The 23,976-nt window shown below is 66.1% G+C and carries 19 protein-coding genes; 9 read left to right on the forward strand and 10 right to left on the reverse strand.

Annotation, left to right across the window (positions count from 1 at the left end):
• The first annotated feature begins 13 nt into the window (after positions 1 to 13).
• A complete protein-coding gene (locus RBB84_RS12130; RefSeq protein ID WP_350247545.1) occupies positions 14 to 1,978 on the forward strand; it encodes a TraM recognition domain-containing protein in 1,965 nt (654 codons plus the stop codon).
• 2 nt (positions 1,979 to 1,980) lie between these two features.
• A complete protein-coding gene (locus RBB84_RS12135) occupies positions 1,981 to 2,478 on the forward strand; it encodes a DUF4913 domain-containing protein (RefSeq protein ID WP_350247546.1) in 498 nt (165 codons plus the stop codon).
• Between the two features lie 197 nt (positions 2,479 to 2,675).
• On the opposite strand, the gene RBB84_RS12140 is transcribed toward RBB84_RS12135, so the two are convergent.
• The 4 genes from RBB84_RS12140 to mobF form a co-directional block, all read right to left on the reverse strand.
• Positions 2,676 to 2,930 carry a phosphotransferase gene (locus tag RBB84_RS12140; RefSeq protein ID WP_350247548.1) on the reverse strand — a complete coding sequence of 85 codons (255 nt, stop codon included), beginning with the start codon at positions 2,928 to 2,930 and terminating at the stop codon, positions 2,676 to 2,678.
• 8 nt (positions 2,931 to 2,938) lie between these two features.
• On the reverse strand, positions 2,939 to 3,862 hold the full coding sequence (locus tag RBB84_RS12145; RefSeq protein ID WP_350247550.1) for an aminoglycoside phosphotransferase family protein: 924 nt from the start codon (positions 3,860 to 3,862) through the stop codon (positions 2,939 to 2,941).
• A 319-nt stretch (positions 3,863 to 4,181) separates the two neighbouring features.
• A complete protein-coding gene (locus RBB84_RS12150) occupies positions 4,182 to 5,309 on the reverse strand; it encodes a hypothetical protein (protein WP_350247551.1) in 1,128 nt (375 codons plus the stop codon).
• Positions 5,310 to 5,356: 47 nt separating this feature from the next.
• Positions 5,357 to 9,634, reverse strand: a complete 4,278-nt coding sequence (gene mobF, locus RBB84_RS12155) for a MobF family relaxase (RefSeq protein WP_350247660.1) — start codon at positions 9,632 to 9,634, stop codon at positions 5,357 to 5,359.
• 368 nt (positions 9,635 to 10,002) lie between these two features.
• Here mobF and RBB84_RS12160 point away from each other — a divergent pair, with 368 nt between their 5' ends.
• The 4 genes from RBB84_RS12160 (at position 10,003) to RBB84_RS12175 (ending at position 11,766) form a co-directional block, all read left to right on the forward strand.
• Positions 10,003 to 10,434 (forward strand): hypothetical protein, encoded by a 432-nt coding sequence (locus RBB84_RS12160; protein ID WP_350247553.1) that lies wholly within the window; start codon positions 10,003 to 10,005, stop codon positions 10,432 to 10,434.
• A 10-nt stretch (positions 10,435 to 10,444) separates the two neighbouring features.
• Positions 10,445 to 11,011 carry an HNH endonuclease gene (locus RBB84_RS12165; protein ID WP_350247555.1) on the forward strand — a complete coding sequence of 189 codons (567 nt, stop codon included), beginning with the start codon at positions 10,445 to 10,447 and terminating at the stop codon, positions 11,009 to 11,011.
• A gap of 97 nt (positions 11,012 to 11,108) precedes the next feature.
• Entirely contained in the window at positions 11,109 to 11,582 is a 474-nt protein-coding gene (locus RBB84_RS12170) for a hypothetical protein (protein WP_350247556.1), read from the forward strand.
• A gap of 13 nt (positions 11,583 to 11,595) precedes the next feature.
• Positions 11,596 to 11,766: a hypothetical protein gene (locus tag RBB84_RS12175; RefSeq protein WP_350247557.1), complete on the forward strand. Its 171-nt coding sequence runs from the start codon at positions 11,596 to 11,598 to the stop codon at positions 11,764 to 11,766.
• Positions 11,767 to 11,903: 137 nt separating this feature from the next.
• Here RBB84_RS12175 and RBB84_RS12180 read toward each other — a convergent pair whose 3' ends face one another.
• The 6 genes from RBB84_RS12180 to RBB84_RS12205 all read right to left on the reverse strand — a co-directional run bounded on the left by RBB84_RS12180 (position 11,904) and on the right by RBB84_RS12205 (position 19,955).
• The gene (locus tag RBB84_RS12180; protein ID WP_350247559.1) at positions 11,904 to 12,908 is read right to left on the reverse strand and encodes a DUF4192 domain-containing protein; all 1,005 of its coding nucleotides are present in this window, start codon (positions 12,906 to 12,908) and stop codon (positions 11,904 to 11,906) included.
• An 873-nt stretch (positions 12,909 to 13,781) separates the two neighbouring features.
• On the reverse strand, positions 13,782 to 13,934 hold the full coding sequence (locus RBB84_RS12185) for a recombinase family protein (protein ID WP_084295212.1): 153 nt from the start codon (positions 13,932 to 13,934) through the stop codon (positions 13,782 to 13,784).
• 477 nt (positions 13,935 to 14,411) lie between these two features.
• Positions 14,412 to 16,373: an acetoacetate--CoA ligase gene (locus RBB84_RS12190; RefSeq protein ID WP_350247561.1), complete on the reverse strand. Its 1,962-nt coding sequence runs from the start codon at positions 16,371 to 16,373 to the stop codon at positions 14,412 to 14,414.
• On the reverse strand, positions 16,363 to 17,286 hold the full coding sequence (locus RBB84_RS12195; RefSeq protein WP_350247563.1) for a VOC family protein: 924 nt from the start codon (positions 17,284 to 17,286) through the stop codon (positions 16,363 to 16,365). The genes RBB84_RS12190 and RBB84_RS12195 overlap by 11 nt, the downstream gene beginning before the upstream one ends.
• A 12-nt stretch (positions 17,287 to 17,298) precedes the next feature.
• A complete protein-coding gene (locus RBB84_RS12200) occupies positions 17,299 to 18,162 on the reverse strand; it encodes a fumarylacetoacetate hydrolase family protein (protein WP_350247565.1) in 864 nt (287 codons plus the stop codon).
• Positions 18,159 to 19,955, reverse strand: a complete 1,797-nt coding sequence (locus tag RBB84_RS12205) for an FAD-dependent monooxygenase (protein ID WP_350247566.1) — start codon at positions 19,953 to 19,955, stop codon at positions 18,159 to 18,161. Before RBB84_RS12205 ends, RBB84_RS12200 begins: the two co-directional genes overlap by 4 nt.
• A 148-nt stretch (positions 19,956 to 20,103) precedes the next feature.
• On the opposite strand from RBB84_RS12205, the gene RBB84_RS12210 reads away from it, so the two are divergent.
• From RBB84_RS12210 to RBB84_RS12220, 3 genes are all read left to right on the forward strand, one after another.
• Entirely contained in the window at positions 20,104 to 20,787 is a 684-nt protein-coding gene (locus RBB84_RS12210) for a GntR family transcriptional regulator (protein ID WP_350247567.1), read from the forward strand.
• A gap of 816 nt (positions 20,788 to 21,603) precedes the next feature.
• Positions 21,604 to 22,782, forward strand: a complete 1,179-nt coding sequence (locus RBB84_RS12215; protein ID WP_350247662.1) for a tyrosine-type recombinase/integrase — start codon at positions 21,604 to 21,606, stop codon at positions 22,780 to 22,782.
• An 8-nt stretch (positions 22,783 to 22,790) separates the two neighbouring features.
• On the forward strand, positions 22,791 to 23,804 hold the full coding sequence (locus RBB84_RS12220; protein WP_350247569.1) for a hypothetical protein: 1,014 nt from the start codon (positions 22,791 to 22,793) through the stop codon (positions 23,802 to 23,804).
• Positions 23,805 to 23,976: the final 172 nt, after the last annotated feature.

Raw genomic sequence — 23,976 nt, forward strand, 5'->3', positions numbered from 1 at the left:
AAGGGCACACGAGATGGCGCAAACTCGACGGGACCGGCCCCGCACCTCCTCGGGCGCCGACGAGCTGTTCCTCAAGGCGTTTCCCGCCCTCGTGGTGGCGGCCTATCTGCCGACGATCGCCTACAACACCGGTGGGGGAGCAGACCCCACCTGGAATCCGATCGGCTTGTTCTTCGCCCTGGGGTTCGGATCGACGAGCTGGCCGTCCGGGGCGACGATCATCCTGGTCCTCGAACTGGTCCTGCTCGCTGCTCTCGCCGGGGCCGGGTGGTGGGCGCTGCGCCGGTTCGGGATCATCGACACGGTCCAGGGCAAGCAGTTCGAAAAACGCATCGACGCCCTCGCCAAGACCATGGTCGATCCGCGGGAAGTCGACGAGGCCGACCCGAAGTACCTCGCCGCCTCCACCGACCGGCTCGCCCCCGCCATCTCGCAGACTCATCCCGGCTATCTCGGTATCCCTCTCGGACACACCGTGGTCGGGGATCGCACGCTACGCATGACCTGGGAATTCGTGGCGATCGCCTTCGCCGGCGCCCGCATGGGCAAGTCCGCCTCGTTCGCTATTCCCGCGATCTGCCACGCCCCGGGGGCGGCGCTGGTGGCGTCGAACCGCGGGGATGTGTACTCGCACACCGTCGGCATCCGCCGCGAAACGGGGCGGGTGTGGGTGTTCGATCTGCAAGGGGTGAGCACCGGTAACCGACAAGAACGTGCGACGTTCTGGTTCGACCCGCTGCGCACCGTGACCGATCTGCCTTCTGCTGCGGCGGTGTGCGGCTACTTCATCTCCGCCGCCACCGATGCCGGTGCTCGCGTCGATGCCTATTTCGACGGCAACGCCCGCGACCTGTTCGCCTCCTACCTGCTCGCCGCTGCCCTGGTCGGCGGGGACATCCGGCATGTGGTCGAGTGGCTGACCCACACCCAGTCGCAGATTCCCCCGGCCGTGCTCGAACAGTACGGCTACCCGGAGCTGGCCCGCACGATGCGCGGCAAGCAGTCCGTCAACGCCAAACAGCGCGACGGCTTCTACGACATGGCCCGCCGCTTCCTCGCCCCGCTGGACGAACCCCGCTACGCCGAAGCGGTCCTGCCGAACCGGCGGGTGGTGATCGGCACCGACCAGTCCGGCAGGGTCACCATCAAAGAGGGTGAGCACGTCCACGACCTGCCGGAATTCATTTCCGCCGAGTTCGTCACCCGCACCGACACGATGTATGCGCTGTCGAAGGACGGCCCCGGCTCGTCCTCGGCGATCTCGAGTGCCCTGGTCGGGCAGATCCTCACCTGCGCCGAGGAATACTCCGAGCAGCAGGAATCGGAGCGGATGCCGATCCCGCTGACGGCGGTGCTCGACGAGGCCGCCAACATCTGCAAGATCGAGGACCTGCCGCGCTGGTACTCGCACTTCGGTGGCCGCGGCATCATCCTCATCACGTTCTTCCAGTCCCCGTCCCAGGGGGAGAAGGTCTGGGGCCGCGAAGCCTTCAAGTCCATGGTCGATGCGTGCAGTGTCGTCTGGTACGGCGGCAATGTCGAAGACGATGCGTTCCTGTCGGGTCTGGTCGATGCCGTGGGCACCCACTATGTCGATACCGAGTCCCGCAGCCGCCCTACCGGCTTGTTCTCCAGCGGTCAGGCGAGTGTGTCGAGCAGCTGGCAGAAGGAAACCATCTTCGAAAAGCGGGACCTGCGGGCGCTGCCAAAAACCCGTGCGCTGGTGACGATCGGTGGCTCCACCCCGATCCTGGTCCGCAAGGCGTTCTGGGGGAACTCGCCGTTCGCCGAGGCGATCCGCCAGTCCCAGCAGGAAAGCAAGCAGCTCGGCCCTGCCCAACAGAAAGCGTTGCCGATGGGGGAGTCCGATCGCCTAGGCAGTGAGGGTCCGCAGCAACCACGCGTCGTGGACGCGCCTGTCGTGGAGTCTTCCCGCACCACTGCCCTGTTTACGTCCGAGTTCATGTCGAAGGAATGAGCATGGTGAATCTGCCCCGCACGACCGATGATCGCTGGGATACCGGGAACGAGTCCGGAGACGGCACCGCCGACGAGTGGACCCCGGAACAGGCCGCAGTAGCCGGCTCAACCGCGGAACCGCAGGAGAAGAAAGAGCCGAAGTATGCGAATGTTATCGACTGGGTGAACGGTTTCTTCCTGCCGGTGATCCGCCGGCGGATCAGTGACAACGACGGCGGTCTGTCCTGGGATGCGAGGTGGTGGGCGTACCCGGAGGTCGTGGCCCGCCTGACCGCGCTACACCAGGCATGGGAGGAAGCACGAGCTTCGGATTCGATGTCCGCGGTGTCCGCGTGGTGGATTCAGCACCTCGAACCCCATCTGAAGGTCATCCTCGACGGCGACACCGGACCGATGGCCAACGCCAAAGCCGACCGCAGCTTCATGGGCTGGCCGGCCATGCCCGCGGACCCGATTCCCTCCGATCTGGTCGACACGATCATCAGCCAGTACGGCTAGGCGCTGTGACCGCATAGGTTCACCGGGTTGCTGTTGCTGTGGAGCGCTCGATGATGCGGATGTGCCGGTGTGCCTCAGCGGTAGCAGGCCAGACCGTCCGCGAGTTCTTCTTCGTCGCCGTCGCGGATTGCGTAGAGGGCTTGCTGCAGGGCGAATGCGCCGCGGATCGCGGCGATGCGGGTAAGGAGTCGGTGATTTTACCAGCTCCCCAGGGCGAGCACCCGCTCCAGGAGCTCAGGGCCGTAGCTGGCGCCGATGGCTGCGAGGTCCTCGGCCGGGTCGCTGAGTGTGACATCGTCCCAGTCGAGTACTCCGGAGAGGTGCGGCAGGCCGTGCGACCACTCCCATAGGACGTTTTCGGCACCGAGATCGCCATGCACCACTGCTCGGGTGAGGTGGGGAAGGCTGTCGAGTGCTGTAAGTTCCCGCTCGGCATGACGACCCCTCGACATGCGAGCTCCTACCACCGGCGTAGCAGGGCCGTGGCAATGGCGACCTGAACGGGTTCCAGCATCACCTTTCCGTCTTCGACCTCCCATAGGGCGTTCTGCAGCACGCGGCCGAGGGTCCAGCCGGTCGCCCGGTTCCGGTCCAGACCAAGGACCTCGGTCAGCAGGTCGAAGCGTCGGAGCACCGCGCGAGTCACATCACCGGTGGCCTCGACCTCATCCCACCGATTGTCCAGCGCGGGCAGCAACTCGAATCCCGGGTCGCCGGCCAGGGGTTCGGGATCGATCGCCAGCCAGGGTTCCCGCTCTCCGGCAAGAACGTTGTCGTAGTGCAGATCCCAGTGCAGCAGGCGGTCGCCGGGTTCGCCCATCAGCTCGGCCACGGCGGACGCGCAGGTGCGCACCAGCCTCTGTTCGGCAGGGTCGCGCAGGGCCGGCACCGCCCGCGGGACCTGGTCGAGCATGGCGGCGGCGATGTCGGACAGCCGCCGCAGACCCGTCGGGGCAGGCACTGAGGTCAGCCGTGCCATCAGTTCGGCCAGGATCTGCAGGGCCGTGGTGTCGTCGGCGATCAAGGACAGGGGCCGGGCCGCGTCCAGCCGCTCGAGCAACTGCGTGGCGCTGTTCTCGTCATGGTCGAGCAGGCGCACGATCCCGTTGCCATTCCACGCCTCCAGGCCGGCGGCGGTGCCGACGGTCTCCTCCCGCAGCTGCTGAAGCTTCAAGACTGCGGGAGTTCCGTCGGACCGAAGCACGGGCAAGACCAGTGACGCCATGCCATATGCGGGCGGGCCATCAAGCCGCAGCTCCCAGCGGTCCAGGAACTCACCGCCCAGCCGGGGCAGCTCGGCGATCCACGCTCGCGCCTCGGCGCCGTGCGCGCCATAAGACGCAGCGAACACATCCGGCACGTCGATATAGATCGACCTGGTCACGGAAAAGTCTCCTTCGTCAGGTTCGAAATCAGGTGCGATGGACGAAGGAGATCGCGGAGGCGCCCGAGTGCCGGGCAGGCGTCAAAGCATGCCCCAAGCCTACCCGAAAACGATCATGACCGGCCCAGGGACTCCGGCGCGGCGGCCGCCACGTCGCGCCTCGCTGACCGACGCACCGTAAGGAGCGTTGCCGAATCTCATCGACATCCTCGATCCGAACGCCGCCCCGTCGTTCACGAAACAGCTGAACAAACGTTGCTACTTCTGATCGACGCACTCACCCACGATGCTGTCACGGGCGTGATGCCAGATCAGTACGTCAGTACGACAGTGTTGTTTGCTGGCTGTGTTCGACACCGGTGTCGGGGACGAACGCGGCTTCGTTGGTGTGGTCGGGTCCGCGTTCGATGTTGAGCATCTCGGTCACCGATCGGGGGTGACTGCTCATCGCAGCACCGATCGCATCGAGTAGTTCCTGACTGAGCTGGTTCAGGTCGACCGGCGACAGGGGAGGGGCAACGTCGTCGCCACCATTGATCGGGCCGACCGCGGTGGCCAGAGCTCGGCCGGCGGATTCGAGCACCGTCCCGATCCTGCCGAGATCTTTGTGATTCATCGGAGCGGGTTCTTCGCCCCGTTCGAGCTGGTCGGACACATCCGCTTGGTGATCTTCTTCGACCGCAGTGGACGGTTCGGTGCGTGTATCGGGGCCGCTGGACGCGGGCGAACCGTCCGCGGCCTTGTCGAAGTTCATCTCTACGGTGTCGGCGTCGGCGGCGCGGGCGAAGGATTCGACAACTGACGCGGGAACGTCCGCGGTGGGTTCGGCGACTGCGAGGTGCTGGGCGGACAGGTCGGCGAGCGTGTCGAACGACGGCACACTCTCGTCGGCGGCGTAGCTCAACGCGACGGCCGCAGCGGCGTCGAAGACGCGATTATCAGCGTCCCGGTCAGCGGCTTGCTGCTCGGCAAGGCGCCGGGAGATCTCCTCCGGAGGCATCTGCACTTGCACGTACCGCTGCTGCTGATGCCGGTAGTGCTGCGCTCGCAGAGCTTCGAGTCGCTCCGCATTCTCCTGCGCCAGTTGCTCCCATTTGCGAGTGATCTGTACCTGCGCGCCGACATGCCGGGCGGTCGCCGCCGCGGCCAGAATCTGGACCGTGATCTGCTGAGCAGGCTGTCCGCGGAATGCACCGAGAACCTCGGTGCGGTCCTTCGGTGCCGGTGCCGGCTGGCCCTGAGTGCGGCGACTGTCGACTTCCCGCAGAAAGCCGACAAGATCGGTCACGTCCTGGGCGGCTTGCGCCCTGGCCGGTCGGGATTGCGATATCGCCGGGGCACCGGCCGGAAGCGAGGCGGGTGAGTTCTGCGCACCCGCCGTGTCGGTGGGCAAGGACGTGCGTCCCCGACTGCGTAGAAACCGTCGCTTCTGGTCGCTGTCCGGCATCGTTGTTCTCCTTGTGCTGTTCGGGCGTGGGCGCTGCAGCCGACGTTCTACAGGTCCCGTTCCGGTCCGGTGTCGTGGTCGAGGGGGTCGAGACCGAACTGGACGTTCGCCCCCGAATCGGTGTGTGTCCGTCGCGTCGACGTACCGGTGGTGAAGTCGGGTCCGCCGGCCTTGCGTCGGGCGAGTTCGGCGTCGATCTGGCCGAGGATGATGCGTTCGGCGGTGATCGATTCCTCGAGTCGGGTGATGCGGTCGGTGATCCGCCCGATCGTGCGTTCGTCGGTGGCGCGGGCACGGGCCTTGGCCGCCTCGGCGGCGCGATAGTGCTGTGCACCGCGTTCGATCACCGCCCAGCGTCGCTCGGGCGGCGCTGCCTGTTCTGCGGCGGTCACAGCGGCGCGGGCAGCGGCGATCTGGTGTTCGGTGGCCTGCGGGGACCGGGTCAGGGCATCGAGTCGGGTGCGGGCAGCGCGCACCTCCGCGATGTTGCGTTCGTCGATTTCGACCTGTGCGAGGGACCGCTCCACGCCCGAGAGGGCGGACATCTCCCCTCGTGCCCGCTCGAGTTCGTCGCGGGCCAGCGACAGCAGCATCGCATCTTCGGTGAGCCGTCCCCGGCTGACACCTTGCGCGGACGCCAGCTCGGCGTCGCTGTAGCGGGCGTAGGGTCCGGCCACCTCGTCGCGGGTGTTCTCGGGTCGGCGCAACCGCTCGATGTTCGTCTCGACCGCACCCTGGCGTGCCTGCCGGATGTGCGCCATCGGGTCGGTCTCGTCGGCGGGGGCGTCGGCAAGCACTCGCGAGATCGCGATCTCCCGCACCGTGGACTCCCACAGCCGCACCCGCCGAGGGTCGGTTCCCCGCTGGCCGATTGCGGTGATCCACGGCGCGCTGCATTCGAGTGCGGTGGTGGTGTAGGAGTCGATGAACGCGTGCATCTGCTGCTCGCACGAGCGGGCGTAGGCGGCGAGGATGGGATCGGTTTCGGCCGCGGCGTCGGTCAGTGCGGGCACACGGTAGCCGGCCACCGCATCGGTACGGCGGCGCGGCAACTGCGCTCCGTCGGAGTTGTCGATGCGGGTCTTCAGGGCGCGGGCGATGACCTGGCCGGGGGAGTTGGTCTCGGTGTCGATCCGGCCGGCTCTGCCTTCGGAGCTCATCACGGCGGCGGCCTCACGCAGCAGAGTCTCGGTGTCCCAGCCGAAGGTTTCCGATTGGGCGACGTAGGTGACGATCTGATCCCACCCGCCGAGGCTGTGTACCCAGCCGAACTGCTCCTCGGTGAGGATCCGATCGAGGAGCAGTTCGGTGTAGTCCTCGTACAGCTCCCCGACGGCGAGCATGTAGGTGTTGGTGATCGTCGACCAGGACGCGGCCTTGCGTTGTTCGTCCTCGATCATCTGGTGCACGGTGCGCTGGGAACCGTCGCGGGCGATGATCTTCGCGAGCAGACCGATCGCGCCGGGATGCTCGTCGGGGCGATGTTCGAAGTCCCAGTCGGGCAGCTCGTCGTTGGCGGCGTAGACGATATTGGCGTGTTTGCCTCGGGTGAGCGCGACGTACAGCGACTGACGATCCATGTTCGCCCCGGCGAGCACATGGCAGCTTCCCACCGTCATGCCCTGCGAGCGGTGCACGGTGGTCGCGTACCCGAGTTGCACGTTGTCGGTGATGTAGTCGGCGGCGACGGTGACCTGGCCGCCGCTGATGTTGTTGCGCAGCCGCAGCGATCCGTCGTCGCCGATCTCGGCGACGGTCCACAGGTCGCCGTTCTTCACCCGGCCCGAGGTGTTGCCGTCGGAGTCCTTGACGACATACTTGGAGTTGTTCTTCCGGGTGACCACCACATCCCCGACAGCGGCTTCGAGACCGTCGGCCAGAACGATGCCGGGTCCGGTGACGGTGCCGTTGGCGCGGTAGTACGCAGCGGCCTTCTCGTTGAGCGCGCGCACCAGATCGTTGGTCGGAGCGACCATCAACGCGACCTGTCCGGCCTCGACGTCGGCGACGTAGGCGTCAAAAACCAGATCGGCCAGCTCGTGCGCCATGCCCTGTCGGATGCGATTGTTCTGCTCGTACCACTCGAGTACCGTCACATCGCCCGTGCGCAATTGCAGGCTCGCCTCGGCCTCGCCGGCGGTGGCGAAACGGTGGACCTTGCGTAGGAACGGGGCGTTGGTGCGATCGGCCAGATCGCGCAACACGCCGCCGGCTTCGACGGAGGCGAGCTGCTGCGGATCGCCCAACAAGCGCACCACCGCACCGGACTCGGTGGCGATGCGGGTCAGGTCGGCCAGGTCGCGGGCCGAGGCCATGCCGGCCTCGTCCACCAGCAGAAGATCACCGCGGGCGATCCCGGTCGGGATACCGACGCGATCGCGGGTGAGCACGTCGGCGATGGTGCGTCCCTGAACCGAAATTTCCTCACCGAGCACTTCGGCGGCACGGGCCGACGGACCCAGGGCGATGACGTTTCCGTTGACCGCTTCCCAGGCTCGGGCGATCACGGTGGCCGCGGTGGTCTTGCCGGCACCGGCCGCACCGACCGCCACGGCGACCCGTGTGCCGGCGGTGAGGAAGTGGGTGATCATCGCGAGCTGATCGGCACCGAGCTCGTGGCCGTTCGCCTGCGCGATCAGGCGCAACTTGCGGCGAATGATCCGATCGTCCACGGTGTGTTCGTCGTCCATCTCGGCCTGCTGACGCATGAAGTCTTCGGCGTCGAGAACCGATTGCGCGGTGTAGCGCATCTGGGCACGATCGACGAGCAGACTGCGCCGACGTCCCCGTTCGACGCGGTCGCTGATCCGCTCGGGCAGGTGGTATTCCTCGATGTCGATGGGCAGGCAGTAGTCGCGCAGGGCGAGTTCGAGTGCGTCATCGTGGATGGCGCGTAGCTGCTCGTCGTCGGTGAAACTGAACTCTCGCAGTCGCCTTTCGATCTCGGCGGTCACCGAGAACACCGTCCACGACCCGACCTTGTGCGAGAGCGTGTCGACGACCTCGTCGACGAGGGCCGGCACCTGTTGCGGAGTCAACACCGGTCGGCGGTCACGTTCCCCGCGGACAGCGTCGACCAGCTCTGCGGGATCATTCCCGGCGAGAATCGCTTCGGCGCGCTCGCGCCATTCGGCTCGCAACTCGGCCAGTGATCGTGGGGGATTCTTCGCGTTGCGGGTGTCCAGAGTGGCCTGTTGCGCTTGGGCGTACTGCACTTTCTTCGGTGGATTCTTGCCGTAGCGGGTCTTGTAGTCGCGGGCCAGTTCTTCCTGGCGTGCCTCGATGGCGGCGCGGCGGGAGAACTCCTCGATCAGCGACAACGGGATGCCCTCGACCTCGTAGACCGGTTGCTTGCCGACCGGCGTATCCGGACTCGGAGCGAAGGTGACACCGAGCTTGCGGGCCACCAGATCCGCCACGCGGGTGTTGTACTTCTCCGACGCCGACACGTTCGCCTTGTAGAGAATCGACCCGTCGATGGTGGTCCATCGGCCTTCGGCATAGACACGATTGAGCACCGCGCTGTGGGTGTGCAGGTTCGGGTCCGCGGCGCGATTGTCGAAGTGATCGAACCGGGCGATCAACAGTCCGTCGGCCTTGACCTTGCGCTCCCCGCCCTTGCCGCGGCGGGTGTAGATCACCTGATCTTCGATCCACTCCAGTGCTTCGTCCACGGCCTGCTTGTGGGCTTCCTCGACCGCGGCCTTGACCTGATCGTCGCCCAGGCCCCACAGCAACGAGACGGACTTCATCGGGGTGAACACCAGGTCGTAGCCGGCCACCGGCTGACGCGCCTTGTTGTACTGCTCGTTGACGAACTTCCACACACCTTCATCGCTGAGCAGCCCCGTCTGCTCTCCGCTTTCGCGGCTCAGGTGCTTGCGGGCGGTGGAGAACTGGATCGCCTTCTTCGCCTCGGTGGTCGGGTACTCGCCGTGCTTGGCCTTGTAGGCGCTGCACAGTTCCTCGACGTCGTGGACGTACTCCTGACTGTTCTGAAACCACGAAAACGCCCGTCCGAGGGCGGTGCTCTGTGACCAGTTCAGATGGTCCTCGGCCGAGTCGCCGGGTCCGGGCTTGGTGTCCAAGGCGGTCGGAGTACGCGCTGCACCGAACACCGACCGCATCGCGGATTCGGTGACTTCGGTGCCGACCTCGACGCCGACCTTCTCGGCCAGTTTCCCGCACCACACGCCGGGCGGGGTGCCCTTGGCCAGGTAGTAGTCGACCGCATCGGGCTTGCGGGACTCGGTGGCGTCGCCCTTGGCGACGTGCTTGGTGAGATAGACATAGCCGTCCCCAGCGTTGAGCTTGTGGACGGTCATCATGGCGGCGATTATGCCACGTCGCACCTTTAGTGCATGAGGTGTGTAAAGACTTTTAGGGTGAACAGAATTCGGTCCAAGGTCCGACAGGACCTCGCTGGTCCTGTCGGACCAGCGGAGCTGCGTGTGTCAGGCACGTGAGCGTCATGGTTGTCTGTGTGGTGACCGGATCTAGACGTCGACGAAGCGTCCCCGATTCCGATCGTCGGTCTCCCCGCGACCGGCGCGAGCCGCTACACTTCCGGCCTATGGCCTCGACTTCCCAATCGGCATCTCGCCGCTCACTTCGTCCGCACACGACGTCGAATGTTCGGGAAAACGCCCGCCGTCAACGGGAGCGACTGCTCGCTCGCCAGGGGGAACTCGAAGTGTTGGCCGGCCCCATCCACGAAGCGACGGACAAGCTGTCCAAGCTCGAAGCAGCGGTCGCCTCGCGGGCGCAGGCTCCGCGCAAGAAGATCGAGCGGCTCGAGCAGAGCCGGGATCGTCGCATCAAGAAGATCCAAGAGCAGTACGCGGCGAAGATCGCCGAGATCCAGCGGGAGATGGAAGCCGACACGGAGACGTTGACTCCGCAGGAGCGCGAGCAGGAATCGTCACTGCTGCGCGAGTACGCGGAAGCGATCGTCACGTTCAGTCGCAGCGCCTCGGCGTCGGAGCTGGCACCGTTGCTCGGTGTGAGCACCCGTGAGGCGAAGTCGCTCATCCTGCAAGCCAAGGCGGATCTCGGTGTCGCCGATGTCGCCACAGCGGCTGTACCGCCGTCCGAAGACAAGCAGACGGTGCCTGCGGCATCGTGATGCTGCGGTCATGAGCGACGATGTGGAGCCCGCGCTCGACATCGGGTTCCCGGATCTCGACGTCGAGTTCGTCACTGAGGACTCGGAGGAGCGGGCGCGGGTCCGGGTGGTGGACAACTCGTTGCGGCCGTCGAAGGCGAACATCGCGGCGTTCTGGTCGAAGGTCGTCAAGTCCCCGACGTGTTGGTACTGGATCGGCGCGGTCAGCGCGCCCGACGGGTACGGGCGGTTCAACTTCCAACGCAAGAACCGGCAACGCACGATGCTTGCGCATCGCTTCTCGGTGGAGTTGGTGTACGGGCCTCTGGCACCGGATGTGGTGTGCGAGCACAAGTGCAACGAGCCACTGTGCGTGCGCGTCGGGACGGGACACCTCGTGGAGTCCACACACAGCGAGAACGTGCGCTACGCGATCGCTCTCGGTCGGCTATCCGGTCACTCACTCCTCGACGGACAGGGACGCTCACGCTATGAGCGGTCCCTCGCGATCCGTGAAGCGTTGTGCAACGGCTATGACGAGGACGCACTTTTTCATGCCAAGACCAACCCCGGTGACTGGCAAGGCACGTTGTTCTGACCATGACCGACATGAGCGGTACGCCGCCGTTGACGTCTCCGCTCGTCGTGTCAGCGCAGTCGGTTACGGTTCGCCCGACCCGCGAAAGGATCGGTAGATGACCACACCGCCGCTGCTGACCTTGCACACCGAGCACTTCGATCGCCTGACCCCGCATCCCGGTATTTCGACTGGACACTGGCTGGTGCAGGACGCTATTGAAGCTGAGGTCATCACCTGGGACCACGCCGTCTGGGGCGAGCTGATCTTCACCGTGGGGATAGAGGACTACGAGTTCGTTGTCGGTTACAGCGTCACCGGCGAGGTGTGTCTCTCGCGGGCCGCGAAAGTGGACATCCCCCATCCGGGGAATCCGTCACTGGATCCCCTCGAGGACAACGACCGCTACCCGCCGTTGCCCGATCCGTTGCAGCAGCTGGCCGAGTTCCTGCGTCTGGTCGTCGATGAACTCAACGCGCTGCATGAGGCCAGCACTCGCATGGTCGCGGTGTGGCCGGGTAACACCGGCGTCCCGGTGCTGCCCCCACCACCACACACCGAGGCCCGGGTTCCTGGGTCGGGTGCGGGGTAGCCGAGAGATAACCATGGTGGAACGGTCACACATCGAAAAGCAGTTGTACGACGCGATCAAGCACGGCATCCGCCCGAACGAGAGCGAGCTCGAAGCGATCGTGGGCGGCGAGAGTGTTCTCCGGTCGCCGTCGCCGGCGGTCGATTTCGTGTTCCCCGACGATGCGGAGCGCGACGAGTTCTGACGGCGTGCGCGTGGTTATGCTGTGCGCTGTAGGACGTGCGCACGCGTTGGTCAGGCTCGATGCCTGATCGACGCTCCTGCGCAACGGGCGAGGCCCCCGGAACTACCGATTCCGGGGGCCTCGCCTGTGTTGTGGTGTCAGATCCAGTCGCCGCTGGGGGCGGGAAGCTCGACGCGGAACTTTTCGCGGGCGATACCGACTCCGGTGCCTGCGAGCTTGCGGATCATCGTCGGGTGCAGCCCTGCGGTGAGTGCTTTTTCGAGCAGTCCGAGCATCCGGGTGTCGCACAGCGGATGCTGGGTCGCTTCCTCTCGGGCGGCGGTGAACGCGCTTCCGGCGGCCGGTCCCTGGAAGTTCACGTAGGCGAAGAACCCGGCGACGGTCAACGCTGCCACACGCTCGCGGGTGCGCAGCTTGCTGGCGATCGCTTCCATCGTCTCGGAGGCAACGTTCGGGTCGATCACCGCCAGCCCCAAGATGGCGTCACGGGCGTGGATGTCGGTGGTGAGCAACAATCCGACTCGTGCGGCGAGAGCGGGATCGGGGGTGGTGCGGGTGCTCACCAGCTCGGCCAGCTCGCGGATGATGCTGCTCGCGAACTCCTCTCCCATCGTCTCTTTCGCGGCGCGGGCGCGTCGACGATCGGTGACGGTCACCGAGTCCTTGCGGCGGTAGCGGGCGGTGAGCTCGGAGCGGTCGCGGGCGATGGTGCGGCCGTTGAGGACGGTCGCGGCGCCCACCTCGGTGGTGGCGGGGTCGGGGATCTTGCCGGTCTCGAACAGCCCGCGCATGTCGGTCCAGGTCTCGCCGCCGCGGATGCTCGGGGTGTAGAAGCTGCCCCACACATCGGCTCCGGCACCGAGCAGCATCGCGATCACCCGCTCGGACTCGTCGAGCACCTCGTGGAAGGTGCGGTTCTCGGCGACCACGATGACGTACACACCGTCGGTGTCGTCCGAGCGGTTGATCGCGGCGGTGACGAGCGGATGGTCCACCTCGCCGAAGTCCATCCGGACGATGTGGGAGAGTCGGTTGCCCGCGAGGAAGACCAGCACGACCGACTGCGACGGTACGAAGCCCAGCATGGCTGGGATGGCAGCGATCATCTCGCCGGTGTTGTCGATCTTGATGGGCTCGGTCATGAGCCGCCTCCTGATGGTCGGGGCGGACCTGCTCGGCCCGCCTGTTCTTGGTGCCCTTCTGGCAAGGAGATGACGACCTGCACAGGGCCGCGGGAGTGCAACCTCCGGACGGAAGAATCTTTCGAGGAGCGAAGCGGGGGAAAGATTGTTCCGGGCCGTCAGGCCGCGCAGCGCCGGGGGTTGTGCGGAGCGGACCGCAGGTCAAAATCGGATGGTCAGAAGGGCACCTTCTCGGGGTTGTTGTGCAGGGCGGCGCGTCAGCGACGCTCGTTTCGGTGGACACCGAAGGTGGCCCGTGTCCGGCATCGAGGTGCCGGACACGGGCCACGGGATGGGGAGTGATGGGGGTGTACAGAGATGCTGATCGGTCGTGCGGGATTCGGTACCTGTCTGGCCTTGGCGGTGCTCGACGCATTGTTGGCGGCGTGGTTTCTTGCGGCCGGCTCACCCGGCCCAGGTCTCGGTTTGCGGCGATCGCATCACTGTTCGTCCTGGCCGCGGTTCTGCGGCGTCCGCGAGCGGCACGCACGTCCTCGTTCGCGGACTCGGATCGGTCGGCCTCTGAATCTGGTGCTGCCGCGCCACCGCTGCGCGCTGGCTTGCCTTCGAATGACCGTGTCGGGGATGGGATCGGAGCCCGCTCGGTGGCCCGTGGAGGCAGCGCGGCGGAGGTGGGCCAACAACACCGAAGTCCACCCGTCGTGATCATGGTCGGTGGTGTCCGGCGGGTGCGCTACAGTCCTGTCCAGCGAGTCCGGGGGCCGCTACTGCCCAACACTCGGTCCGAGGATCCCTCGCGGGGCCTCGGCCCGAACTCGGTAACCTGGGGGATCACCGGGTTCGAGCAGTCGCGGCCCCTTCGACGCCGTGACTCTAGCTGCGGACGGCGTAGGTGTGAGCGTCGGCGACGGTGTAGCCCTTGTCGGTGTAGATCCGGTCGTCGCGGGCTCCGAGGCGTTTGAGGGCCGTGCGTTGGGCTCGCAGATCTTGGCCCGCGGTGCTGCATCGGGCATATCCGATCAGGATTCCAACCCTGAGGCGACCACCGCACTGTTTGGGTCAGCGATACGAGATCCAAATGCAGGACGGTTAAACAGGACGGTCCAGCGACTCGATTCGGCAGGATGTGATCGAGTGCCAGGCCGTTTCGAGTGTGTTGTTTGGGGATCGCCACACAGGACACGTCCAGCACGGCACTGCGCCTTCCATCGCCATCTCCAGATAGGACCGATTGGCGGGTCATCGGATCGGATGAGTGGGAAGGGACTGTTCTTCATCACTCTCGTGGCAGTGGGATGAAGTACTGAGATAAGGCCGCTGTCTCTCGAATTCGCCAGAACGGCACAACAGACGTGCGTGGGGCGAGGCGTCCATGCCGCGATGTTGGCGGCCGCGCAGAGACAGACATCGGCATGACACCAATGGTTGTGCACGATGTGCGCCTGGGACCGGCCGACAGCAGAGACTGCAGTCGACCGGCCTGGGGCGTCATATTCGAATCGTCTAACGAGCGCGTCGGTATTCGGTGAAACGAGCCAGCGCGGCTGGGTCGTCGACTGCTTGGGGAGCGACCACGGTGGTCGGGTCCGCGCCCTGGAGGATCCGTTTGACCGGCACCTCGAGTTTCTTACCGGTGCGGGTGTGGGGTAGTGAATCAACCACGATGACATCGTCAGGCACGTGCCGGGGGCTGACGCCGTCGCGGATGGCACGTTTGATGGCCTGCCCGAAGCTGTCCGGCTCGGTTACGGGTTCGGCAGGGACGACGAACAGGGGCATCCAGTAGCCCCCGTCGTCGAGTTCGATACCGACGATCAGCGAATCGCGAACCTGCCCGAGTTGGTCGACCACATCGTAGATTTCACCGCTGCCGATGCGGACCCCTTGCCGATTCATGGTGGCGTCGGAGCGGCCGTGCACGATCACGCCACCGTGGTCTGTGACGGTGATCCAGTCCCCATGCCGCCAGATCCCAGGGTAGTGATCGAAGTAGGCGTCGATGTATCTGGCGGAGTCGGGATCGTTCCAGAAGCAGATGGGCATGGAGGGCATCGGTCGGGTGACGACCATTTCCCCGGTCTCGCCGACCACCGGTCTGCCGTCGTCGTTCCAGGACTCGAGGGCGACGCCGAGAAGCGGTCCTTGGATCTGGTCCGCATAGGTCGGTTCGGTGGGGATGCCGCCGGCGAAGGCGGAGCAGATGTCGGTGCCGCCGCTGGCCGAGGCGAGCCACACGTGCGGCAGCACGTGGTGTATCCATCGGGCGGTGCTCGGCGGTAACGGGGATCCGGTACTGCCGATGCCGCGCAGACGCAGATCCGGGGCGACCGTCGTGGGGTCGGCGTCGTGTTTCTGGGCGGCGATCAGGCTGGCGGCGCTGGTGCCGAGGTAGTCGAGGTCGAGTTGCTCGGCGAGCTGCCACAGTCGGGTGGGGTCGGGCCAGGTGGGGTTGCCGTCGTAGGTGGTGATGGTGGCCCCACACAGTAGCCCGGAGACCTGGACGTTCCACACCATCCAGCTGGGGGTGGCCAGCCACAGGAACCGTGATCCCGCGCGGAGATCGCAGTGCAGTGCCAAGAACTTGGTGTGTTCGAGGACGATGCCGCCGTGGCTGTGCACGATGCCCTTGGGTTTTCCGGTGGTGCCGGAGGAGAACAGCACCCACAGCGGGTGGCCGAACGGTACCCGGGTGAACTCGGGCTCGCGTCCGGTGGCGGTGATCTGATCGAAGCGTGGCCCCTCGGTGGTGTCGTCGAGCAGACCGAGATTGTCGATCCACACCACGGTGCGCACCGACGGCAGTGCGTCGGCGAGTGCGGTGGCTTCGGCTGTGCGGTCGTGGGTTTTGCCGGCGTAGTGGTAGCCGTCGGCGACGAGAAGGATGGCCGGTTCGAGCTGGGCGAATCGGTCGTGGGCACCGTCGGCGGAGTATTCCTGCGCGCACGAGGCCCACACCACCCCGACCGCTGCGCAGGCCAGGAGCCCGATCACGGCCTCGGCGGTGTTGGGAACGTAGGCCGCAACCCGATCACCGGGTTCGATGCCCTGCTCCCGCAGCCAGTGCGCCAGGGCCCCGACCTTCAGGCGAAGTTCGTCCCAGCTCAGTGTGGCCGGGACGCCGGACTCGGCCAGCGATACCACTGCCGCACCGGTGCCCCGTTCCCGCAGCGCGTTTGCCGCGTAGTTGGTGGTAGCGCCGGGGAACCAGTCGACGTGCGGCATCGTCGCGGACTCGTCGAGCACGCGATCGGGCTCGGTGATGTCGAGATCGAAGAACTCGTGGATCGAACGCCAGAACCCGGCAAGGTCGGTGACCGACCACTGCCATAGTTCACGGTAGTCGGCGAACCGACGGCCGTGTTCGCGCTGCAGATGGTCGCAATAGGCAGCCAGGTGGGACTCGGAAACGCGATCCGGGGAGGGCGCCCACAGGGCGTCCTCCCCGAAGGCCAGGTCAACCGGCATCGTGCGCTCCGGACATCTGCGCGGCCAGGTCCTCGGGCATGATGAACGACGGCGGCGGCGGCGGTCCCCAGTTGAACAGGCTCTTGGCGCCGTCCCACACGCCGGGCTCCCACAGCGCGTCGTCGACGATGCAGTCGATGTCGGAGTAGTACTCGGAGAAGTTGCCGGCCGGATCCTTGAGGTACCAGAAGAAGTTGGAGCCGACGTGGTGGCGGCCCAGGCCCCAGACGTGCCGGCCGGGGTCCTTCTCCAGCATCGCCGTTGCGCCGCGGCCGATCTCGTCGATGTCCTCGACCTGCCAGGAAGTGTGGTGCAGGAAGTTCACCGGTGCCTGCTGGACGAGGATGTTGTGGTGATCGGTCGAGCAGCGCATGAATGCGGCGATCGAGGGCACCACGTCGGAGATCTTCAAGCCGATACCGTCGGTGAAGAATTTTTGGGTGGCGGCCTGGTCGGTCGAGCCGATCACCAGGTGTCCGAGTTTGCGGGGACGCACCCGGTCCTCGCGCAGGATCCCCGGGGCGCGGCCGCCGGGACGATCGATGCGGCCGGGTCCGTTGTACGGGGTGGCCGGTACCGGTTCCTGGACCAGATGGTCCATGACCTGGACGACAGCTTTGAATCCGGCGATCGGTTCGATGGCTTCGACCCGCCCGTCACCGACAGTGCAGTCCAGATCGAGCTTGTTGATCTGGGCGGCGATCCGATCGATGTCGTCCTGGTCCTCGGCACCGATGGTGACCTCGAGGACCTGGCGACGGGGGGCGTGGACCAGCCGGAGCTGTTCGCCGCCGTCGACAGTGGCGAAACGGTTGTCCCCCAGCGGAGTGAGGCCGAAATCTTCATAGTAGGCCGCGGTGTCGGCGAGATTGGGGACGCCGATGGTGACCGATCCCAGGCGGTGCAGTGCCATGATGTGCTCCTGTCAGGACTCGGCCGGCGGGTAGGGAACGCCGGCGCGGCAGGTGGAGGTGATGGTGCCGATGCCCTCGACCCAGGTTTCCAGGACGTCGCCGTCACGCAGGAACACCGGGGGTTTGCGTGCCCCGCCGACACCCGAGGGGGTACCGGTGAAGATCACATCGCCCGGCAGCAGCGGCAGGATCGCCGACAGTTTCGCGACGATCCGTGCGATGGGGAAGATCAGGTCGTCGGTGCGTCCGTCCTGCATGACGCGGCCGTTGATCGAGCAGCCGATCCCGAGGTCATCGCGGTTGCCGAATTCGTCGGGGGTGACGATCCACGGTCCGGTCGGCGAGAAGCCGGGAAACGATTTGCCGAGACTGAATTGCGGGGCCGGACCGATCAGCTGGCGGGTGCGTTCGGAGATGTCCTGTCCCACGGTCAATCCGGCGACGTGGTCCCACGCCTGCGATTCCGGCACTCGATAGCTGTAGCGGCCGACCACGATGACCAGTTCGGCCTCGAAGTCCACGGTGTCGGTGGGCAGCTCGAGCACGGTATGCGCGCCGGTGATCGAGGTGGGGAACTTGGTGAACACCGCCGGTTCGGTCGGCAGGTCGAAACCGCCTTCGCGGGCGTGCTCGGCGTAGTTCAGACCGACCGCGAAGACCTGGCCCGGACGCGGGGATGGGGCGGCGAGTTTGCGCCGATCGAGGGCGAAGCCGTCGGTGACCTCGACGGTCTGCGCCCACTGTTCGAATTCGTCCCACTGGCCGTAGATGCGCTCGGGTTCGTCGGCGAACTTGTCGTTGCTGGCGTCGGAAACGTAGACGGCGCGGGTGCCGTCGGTGATCACGGCGCGGCCGTCGTAGTTGGCGAACTTCACTGCTGTGCTCCCAGATCGGTGGACAGGATGTGTGACAGGGCGTCGGTGAGGACGGCCTGCGGATCGGTCACGGCCTGCGCAGCGCGGAATCCGACGAAGCGGTCCGGACGCACCAACACCGCTCCGGTGCGGGTGATCTGACGTTTGCGCAGCCACGCGAAACGGATATCGGCGAGGTCGGCATCGTCCGCACCGACGGTGACCGCTTCGAGGGCCAGGCCGGTGCTCTGGGCGAGTTTGGTAGCGGCTTCGATCCACGCTTGTCCGTCTTCACCGGCGATCAGCACGAATTTGCCGCCGTGGGTGAGATTCTGCAGCGGAAACGTCCGACCGCGCCGTGACACGAACGCGTGCGGAACCGGGTGTCCGGGTTTGGTGCTCGGCTCGTAGAGCCGGACCGGGTCGATCGGTTCGATCACCGGGCTGCCGTCGTCGACGATCGCCGCCGACTCGTAGGTGAAGCCGTATTCGAGACCGTGATGATGAAACTCCCCGGACTGGGCTGCCAGGGCGTTGTTCACCTGATCCCGGCGTTCGGCGTAGTCGGGATGGGATTCGTCCCAGATGACCTCGAGCGAGGCCCAGTTCTCCTGCGGTGTCTTCTCCGGTGACAGGCCGAGGGCGGCGTCGAGCTGGAAACGGTCCTGGGTGCACTTGACGGAGTTGGCGATGTTGCGCAGGATGACCGGCTTGCGTTCGGCCTCGTAGGTGTCGAGCAGACCGTCCCCGGCGTGTCCGGACAGCACCTGAGCGAGCTTCCAGCACAGATTCTGCACGTCGTGGATCGCGGAGTTCAGGCCCAGGCCGCTGGTGGGCGGGTGCTTGTGGGCGGCGTCGCCGGCGACGAACACGCGTCCGGAGCGGAACCGGTCGGCGATGATGCCTTCCATGGTCCACACCGACACTGCGTGGATCTGCGCGTCGAGGTCGGGCATGCCGAGCAGGGTCTTCATGTGAGCGACGACCTTGTCGCGATCACCTGCATCGGGATCGCCGTAGGGGTAGCCGATGTGGAACACCCACTCTTCGGATTTGGTGCCCCAGTTGTCCGGGCCCATGGGGCACAGCACACCACCGGTGAAGGTGCCGCCGAACTCGGGGTTGGCCAGCCAGCGCAGCAGCACTGAATCGTCGTTGAGCACGCCGGACAGGTCCGCGCTCATGTGTACCGAGACCATGTCGAGGATCTTGCGCTCGCCTTCGAGCCTGATCCCGACAAGGTTCCCAACGGTGCGGCCCCCGTCGGCGGCGATCAGGTACTGGGAGTGGACGTGGTACTCCTCCCCGGTCGCCTTGTCGCGGATGGTGCTGCGCACTCCGCTGTCGTCCTGTTCGAGGGCGATGAGCTCGTGATTGAACCGCACTCCACCGGGGTTGAGCTTCTCGGCGTGCGCTTTGAGAACAGGCTCGAGACGAATCTGTGGCAGGTTCGTCGTCGGGCACGGGCTGGCATCGATGTACTCCGGGTCTCGATAGCCGGTGCCCCACAGGTCCAGCTTGCCGATCTCCCGGCCGGCGTTCGGGTGCGGGCCCTGCACTCCGGCGTAGAAGCCGGTGTAGGACAGGTTCTCTTGCGGCGTTCCACGGCGGTAGATCTCATCCGCGATGCCGGCCTCGGTGTAGATCTCCATCGTGCGCTGACCGAGCACGTGCGCCTTGGGCAGGATGGAGGTGGTCGGCAGAGCGCTGACCAGGAGTGATTCGACTCCGTATGTCGACAGAAGCATCGACGCCGACAGGCCGGCGCCGCCGCCGCCGACGATGAGGACCGGAACAGTGATGGTGGTGGTCATGAAGGATTCAACCTCTCGAACGCGGCGCCGCGGCGCCGGTGAGTGACATGCACCACAAGTTCTACGTCATAATTTTCAGAAACGCAAGAAAATTTCGAAATTTTGCCCTCAAGTCGTTATTTCTCGGGTGGGGAGGTAGCATCCGGACGTGGCCACCACCATCAAGCAGACCCGGACCGAGATGGTCTTCGACGCCATCCGTGACGAAGTCCTTGCCGCCCGGATCCCGCCCGGAACGAAGATGAAGCTCGCCGACTACAGCGAGCGCTTCGACGTGAGTCTGGCCGTGGTGCGCGAAGCCATGGGCCGCCTCGCCGAACAGGGCCTGCTCCAAGCCAACCCGCAACGCGGATTCAGTACCTTGCCCCTGTCGGTCGACGACCTGGTCGAGCTCACCCGCGCCCGCATCGTCATCGAGACCGCCACCCTGCGTGAATCCATCGCTCGCGGCGATCTGGCGTGGGAAGGCGCAGTCGTCGCTGCGCACCACCAGCTGGCCGCAACGCCGATGTACGACGAGGACGGCACCATCAACGACGACTTCGCGGTCGTACACCGCGCCTTCCATGTCGCACTGCTCGCCGGCAGCGGCAACAGCCACCTCGAAGGCTTCGCCTCCTCGTTGCGCGACCGGTCCGAGCTGTACCAGTACTGGTCGCACTATCTCGGCGACGGCCCCAACCGCGATGTCGCGTGCGAACACCGTCAACTCGCCGACCTCACCGTCGCCCGCGATGTAGATGCCGCCGCCGATGCGCTGACACAACACATCCAACGCACCACCGACTCACTCGTCGACTACATTCGCAGCCACGACCTCGAAGATCACTGACCACACAGTCGAGGAAACCGTCGCTGCGGAGTCAGCGAAGCCGGATGAGCAGTCTCAGGCCGCACTTTCGACACCCCATCTCCGGAAGGTTCCCCGACTCTGTCGGGGGAGCCTCGGACATTCGGGGCAACGTGTCACCGTATTACCGCTGCGAGCTGGGAAAACGCCGAATCTAGGGTGTCTTATCGACACGAAATCTGGAAAATGACACGTTCCCGCGGAACCTACCTACATGTCGAGATGCAGTGAAGATTGACAGGACACGCCGCTACAGATTGACAGGGGCTCGGTGAGACGAGAGCGCCGGTCAAGGTTTCGTTCCGGGAAACCGCAGTTCAGAAGCCTCATAAGGCTGCGGTCGGCCCAGTTAATCTGTCCCGCCCATCTCGGTAATCTTCGCTGCTGTCCTGTGCCATTCAACCTGAGGCACGAAGAGGCTGCTGACCAGCGGCGCCTCAGCATGGCAAGGCGTCGCCGCGGCGTTTCTGCCACATTGCTGAGGCACGGGGACGTCGAAGATGAAGGGTCGTCGGCGAGAACACGCAGGTAGAACCAGTGCCTGCCTCACCTTTGTGGCAGAAGCCCTGCACGTGCCTCAGGTGTGGTGGGCGATGCCTCGGATCCGATGGCACAGAACAGCTGCACATCGACAAATAGTGCAAATCGGGCGCGATTCACGGTCTGGGGATATGTCACTCCTGGTTTGTGCGGTGTCGGTGCTGCTAATTGCCATTAGCGCACCATCGAGCCCGAAACCCCTGCTGAACGCGTTTTCCTGTTCGAGAGCGTCGGTGCGGGGCGGTAGGCTCCGTGTTCGTGCCCCACGACCTGCTCACGAGCCACTCCGACGACGTGTCCGCGCCTGTCCCGACCTTGTCGGACCCGGCTGCGCCGTCCGTGCCGGCTCTTCCGGCCGAGACCCTTACGCAGGTGGCCGGGACAGCAGGGCGGTCGCGGTCGGAGTCGACCCGGCGTAACTACGCCGCGGACTGGGCCCGGTTCACCGCCTGGTGCACGCGGGAAGGGCACGCGGCGTTGCCCGCGCATCCGCTGACGGTCGCCGCCTATCTCCTGAGTGCCGCCGCCACCGTCACGGAGGCGGGGGAGCGGGCCTACTCCCCGGCCACCCTGGCACGGTGGGTCGCCGGGATCGGCTACCACCACCGCCGTGCCGGCCATCCCGCCCCCGGCAGCGACGAATTGGTCACCGCCACCCTGTCCGGGATCCGTCGCGACTACGCCGCGGCGGGGGAGCGGCCCCGGACTCCCCGGGCGCCGCTGCTCACCGCCGACATCGTCACCATCGTCGAGAAGATGCGCGCCGACAGCGACGGCTGGGCCGCGGAGGTCCTCGAACGCCGCGACAGCGCGATCCTGCTGCTCGGCTTCGCCGGCGCGTTCCGCCGCAGCGAACTCGTCGCCCTGGCTTGCAACGACGTCTCCCTGCACCGGCTCGACGGCCTGCACATCCGCCTGCGCAAGACCAAGACCGATCAGGAAGGACGGGGGAGTATCAGGGCCCTACCCTTCACGCACAGTCACACCAGTTGCCCGCCGTGTGCGTGGCTGCGGTGGGCGCAGGTCGTTGCCGCCTTCGACACCGGGGGCCGCCCCGCCGTCATCCGCCTGCTGCGCACCGCCGAACCGTTCGCGGCGCACGTGTGCCGCGGTGTACGTCCCCGCATGGTCCCGGCGGCACCACTGTTGCGGTCGATCCGCAAGAACGGCAACCTCTCCGACACCGCACTGTCGGGAGCGGCCGTGCACAAGGCCATCCGCCGCCGTGCCGAGCAGGCCGGCTACGACCCCGAGATCGTGCAACAGCTCGGTGGGCATTCGCTGCGGGCCGGGTTCGTCACCCAGGCCTTCCGCAACGGCGCCAGTGCGCATGCGATCATGCGCCAGACCGGGCACAGCACCCCCGCCATGCTCGAAACCTACGCCCGCGAACACGCCCCGCTCATCGGCAACGCCGTCACCAACCTCGGGCTCTGAGCGCCGCGATGACCAACACCAGCCGAGAGTCCACCCACCACACCGATGTTCACGATGCCGACCTCGGCCTACGCATCCCGGCCCGCTACCGGCACGACTGGGTCCTGTTCGCGGATTGGTGCGTTGCCGCCTACTACCGGTCCATCCCTGCCACCCCGGACACGCTCGCACTGTTCCTGCATGAGCACCCGGCCGCGGTCGCGACGCAGCGGCGCCGGCTGTCGGCGATCAACGCCGTCCACACCGGGCACGGCTACCCGGCTCCGGGGCGCACCGAGACGGTGCGCCGGCGCCTCGACGCCACCCGTGCTTCGCGTGTCGAGCGGCTCGGACAGCTACTGCTGCAGCGAGCGGTCGAGCTGCCCACCACCGGGTGGCCGAGCGGACTGTTCGGCCGCCGCGACGCCCTGCTGCTGGTCCTCGCCGCCACCGGCATGACCTTCACCGACCTCACCCGACTACGCCGCCGCGACCTCCAACTCGCCAGCGACACTCTCGTGGTCACGACTCGGGCCGGTGAAAGGTTTCAGCTCGCACCGGATCCCGAGACGGGGGACAGTCCTGCGGTCTCGATCTATCGCCGATGGGCGGAAATCCAGGCATTCCTCGACCTGTCCCCGGGCACGCATCTGTTGCGTCATCACCTTACCGACCCAGGCGAGATCATCGCTGACCCACTCGATGCGGAGCAGGCCCGCCAACCGTTGCTGTGTCCGGTCGACCGCTGGGGCCACCTTCCCTATGCGCAACCGATGACTCGGCAGTCGGTGTCGATGCTGGTACGGGCACACCTGTCCGGCCAGGCCCCGGTGCGTCGGGCGCTGCCTGTCCCGCCGCAGGGCACCACCGAGACACCCATCGAGCAGGAGATCGACCTCGATCCCGGCTATTACGACCGCGGTGTCACTGCCCGGCACCGTGCTCGTAAGAGTCTCGACGATCTCACCGACCTGTTCGACGACATCGAGGCGCGGGCCGAGGCCCTACTCGACGATCTCTTGGGCGTGTTGGAAAGAGGGTGAATATCCTCAGATCGGCAGGTCCGCGTCGCTATGGCGGTGCCGACACGGGGATTGTCGATGTCTGTCGACGCGGGGAACGGTCGAGAAGTGTCCGCAAGTCACAGCTGCACAGCGACTACCGAACAGGGCACTTGCCTCTGTCGATCCGCTTTTCCCAGGAGGTACCTCCGAA

The organism is Rhodococcus sp. D-6 (assembly GCF_040256695.1).
Classification (GTDB): Bacteria; Actinomycetota; Actinomycetes; order Mycobacteriales; family Mycobacteriaceae; genus Rhodococcus; species Rhodococcus pyridinivorans.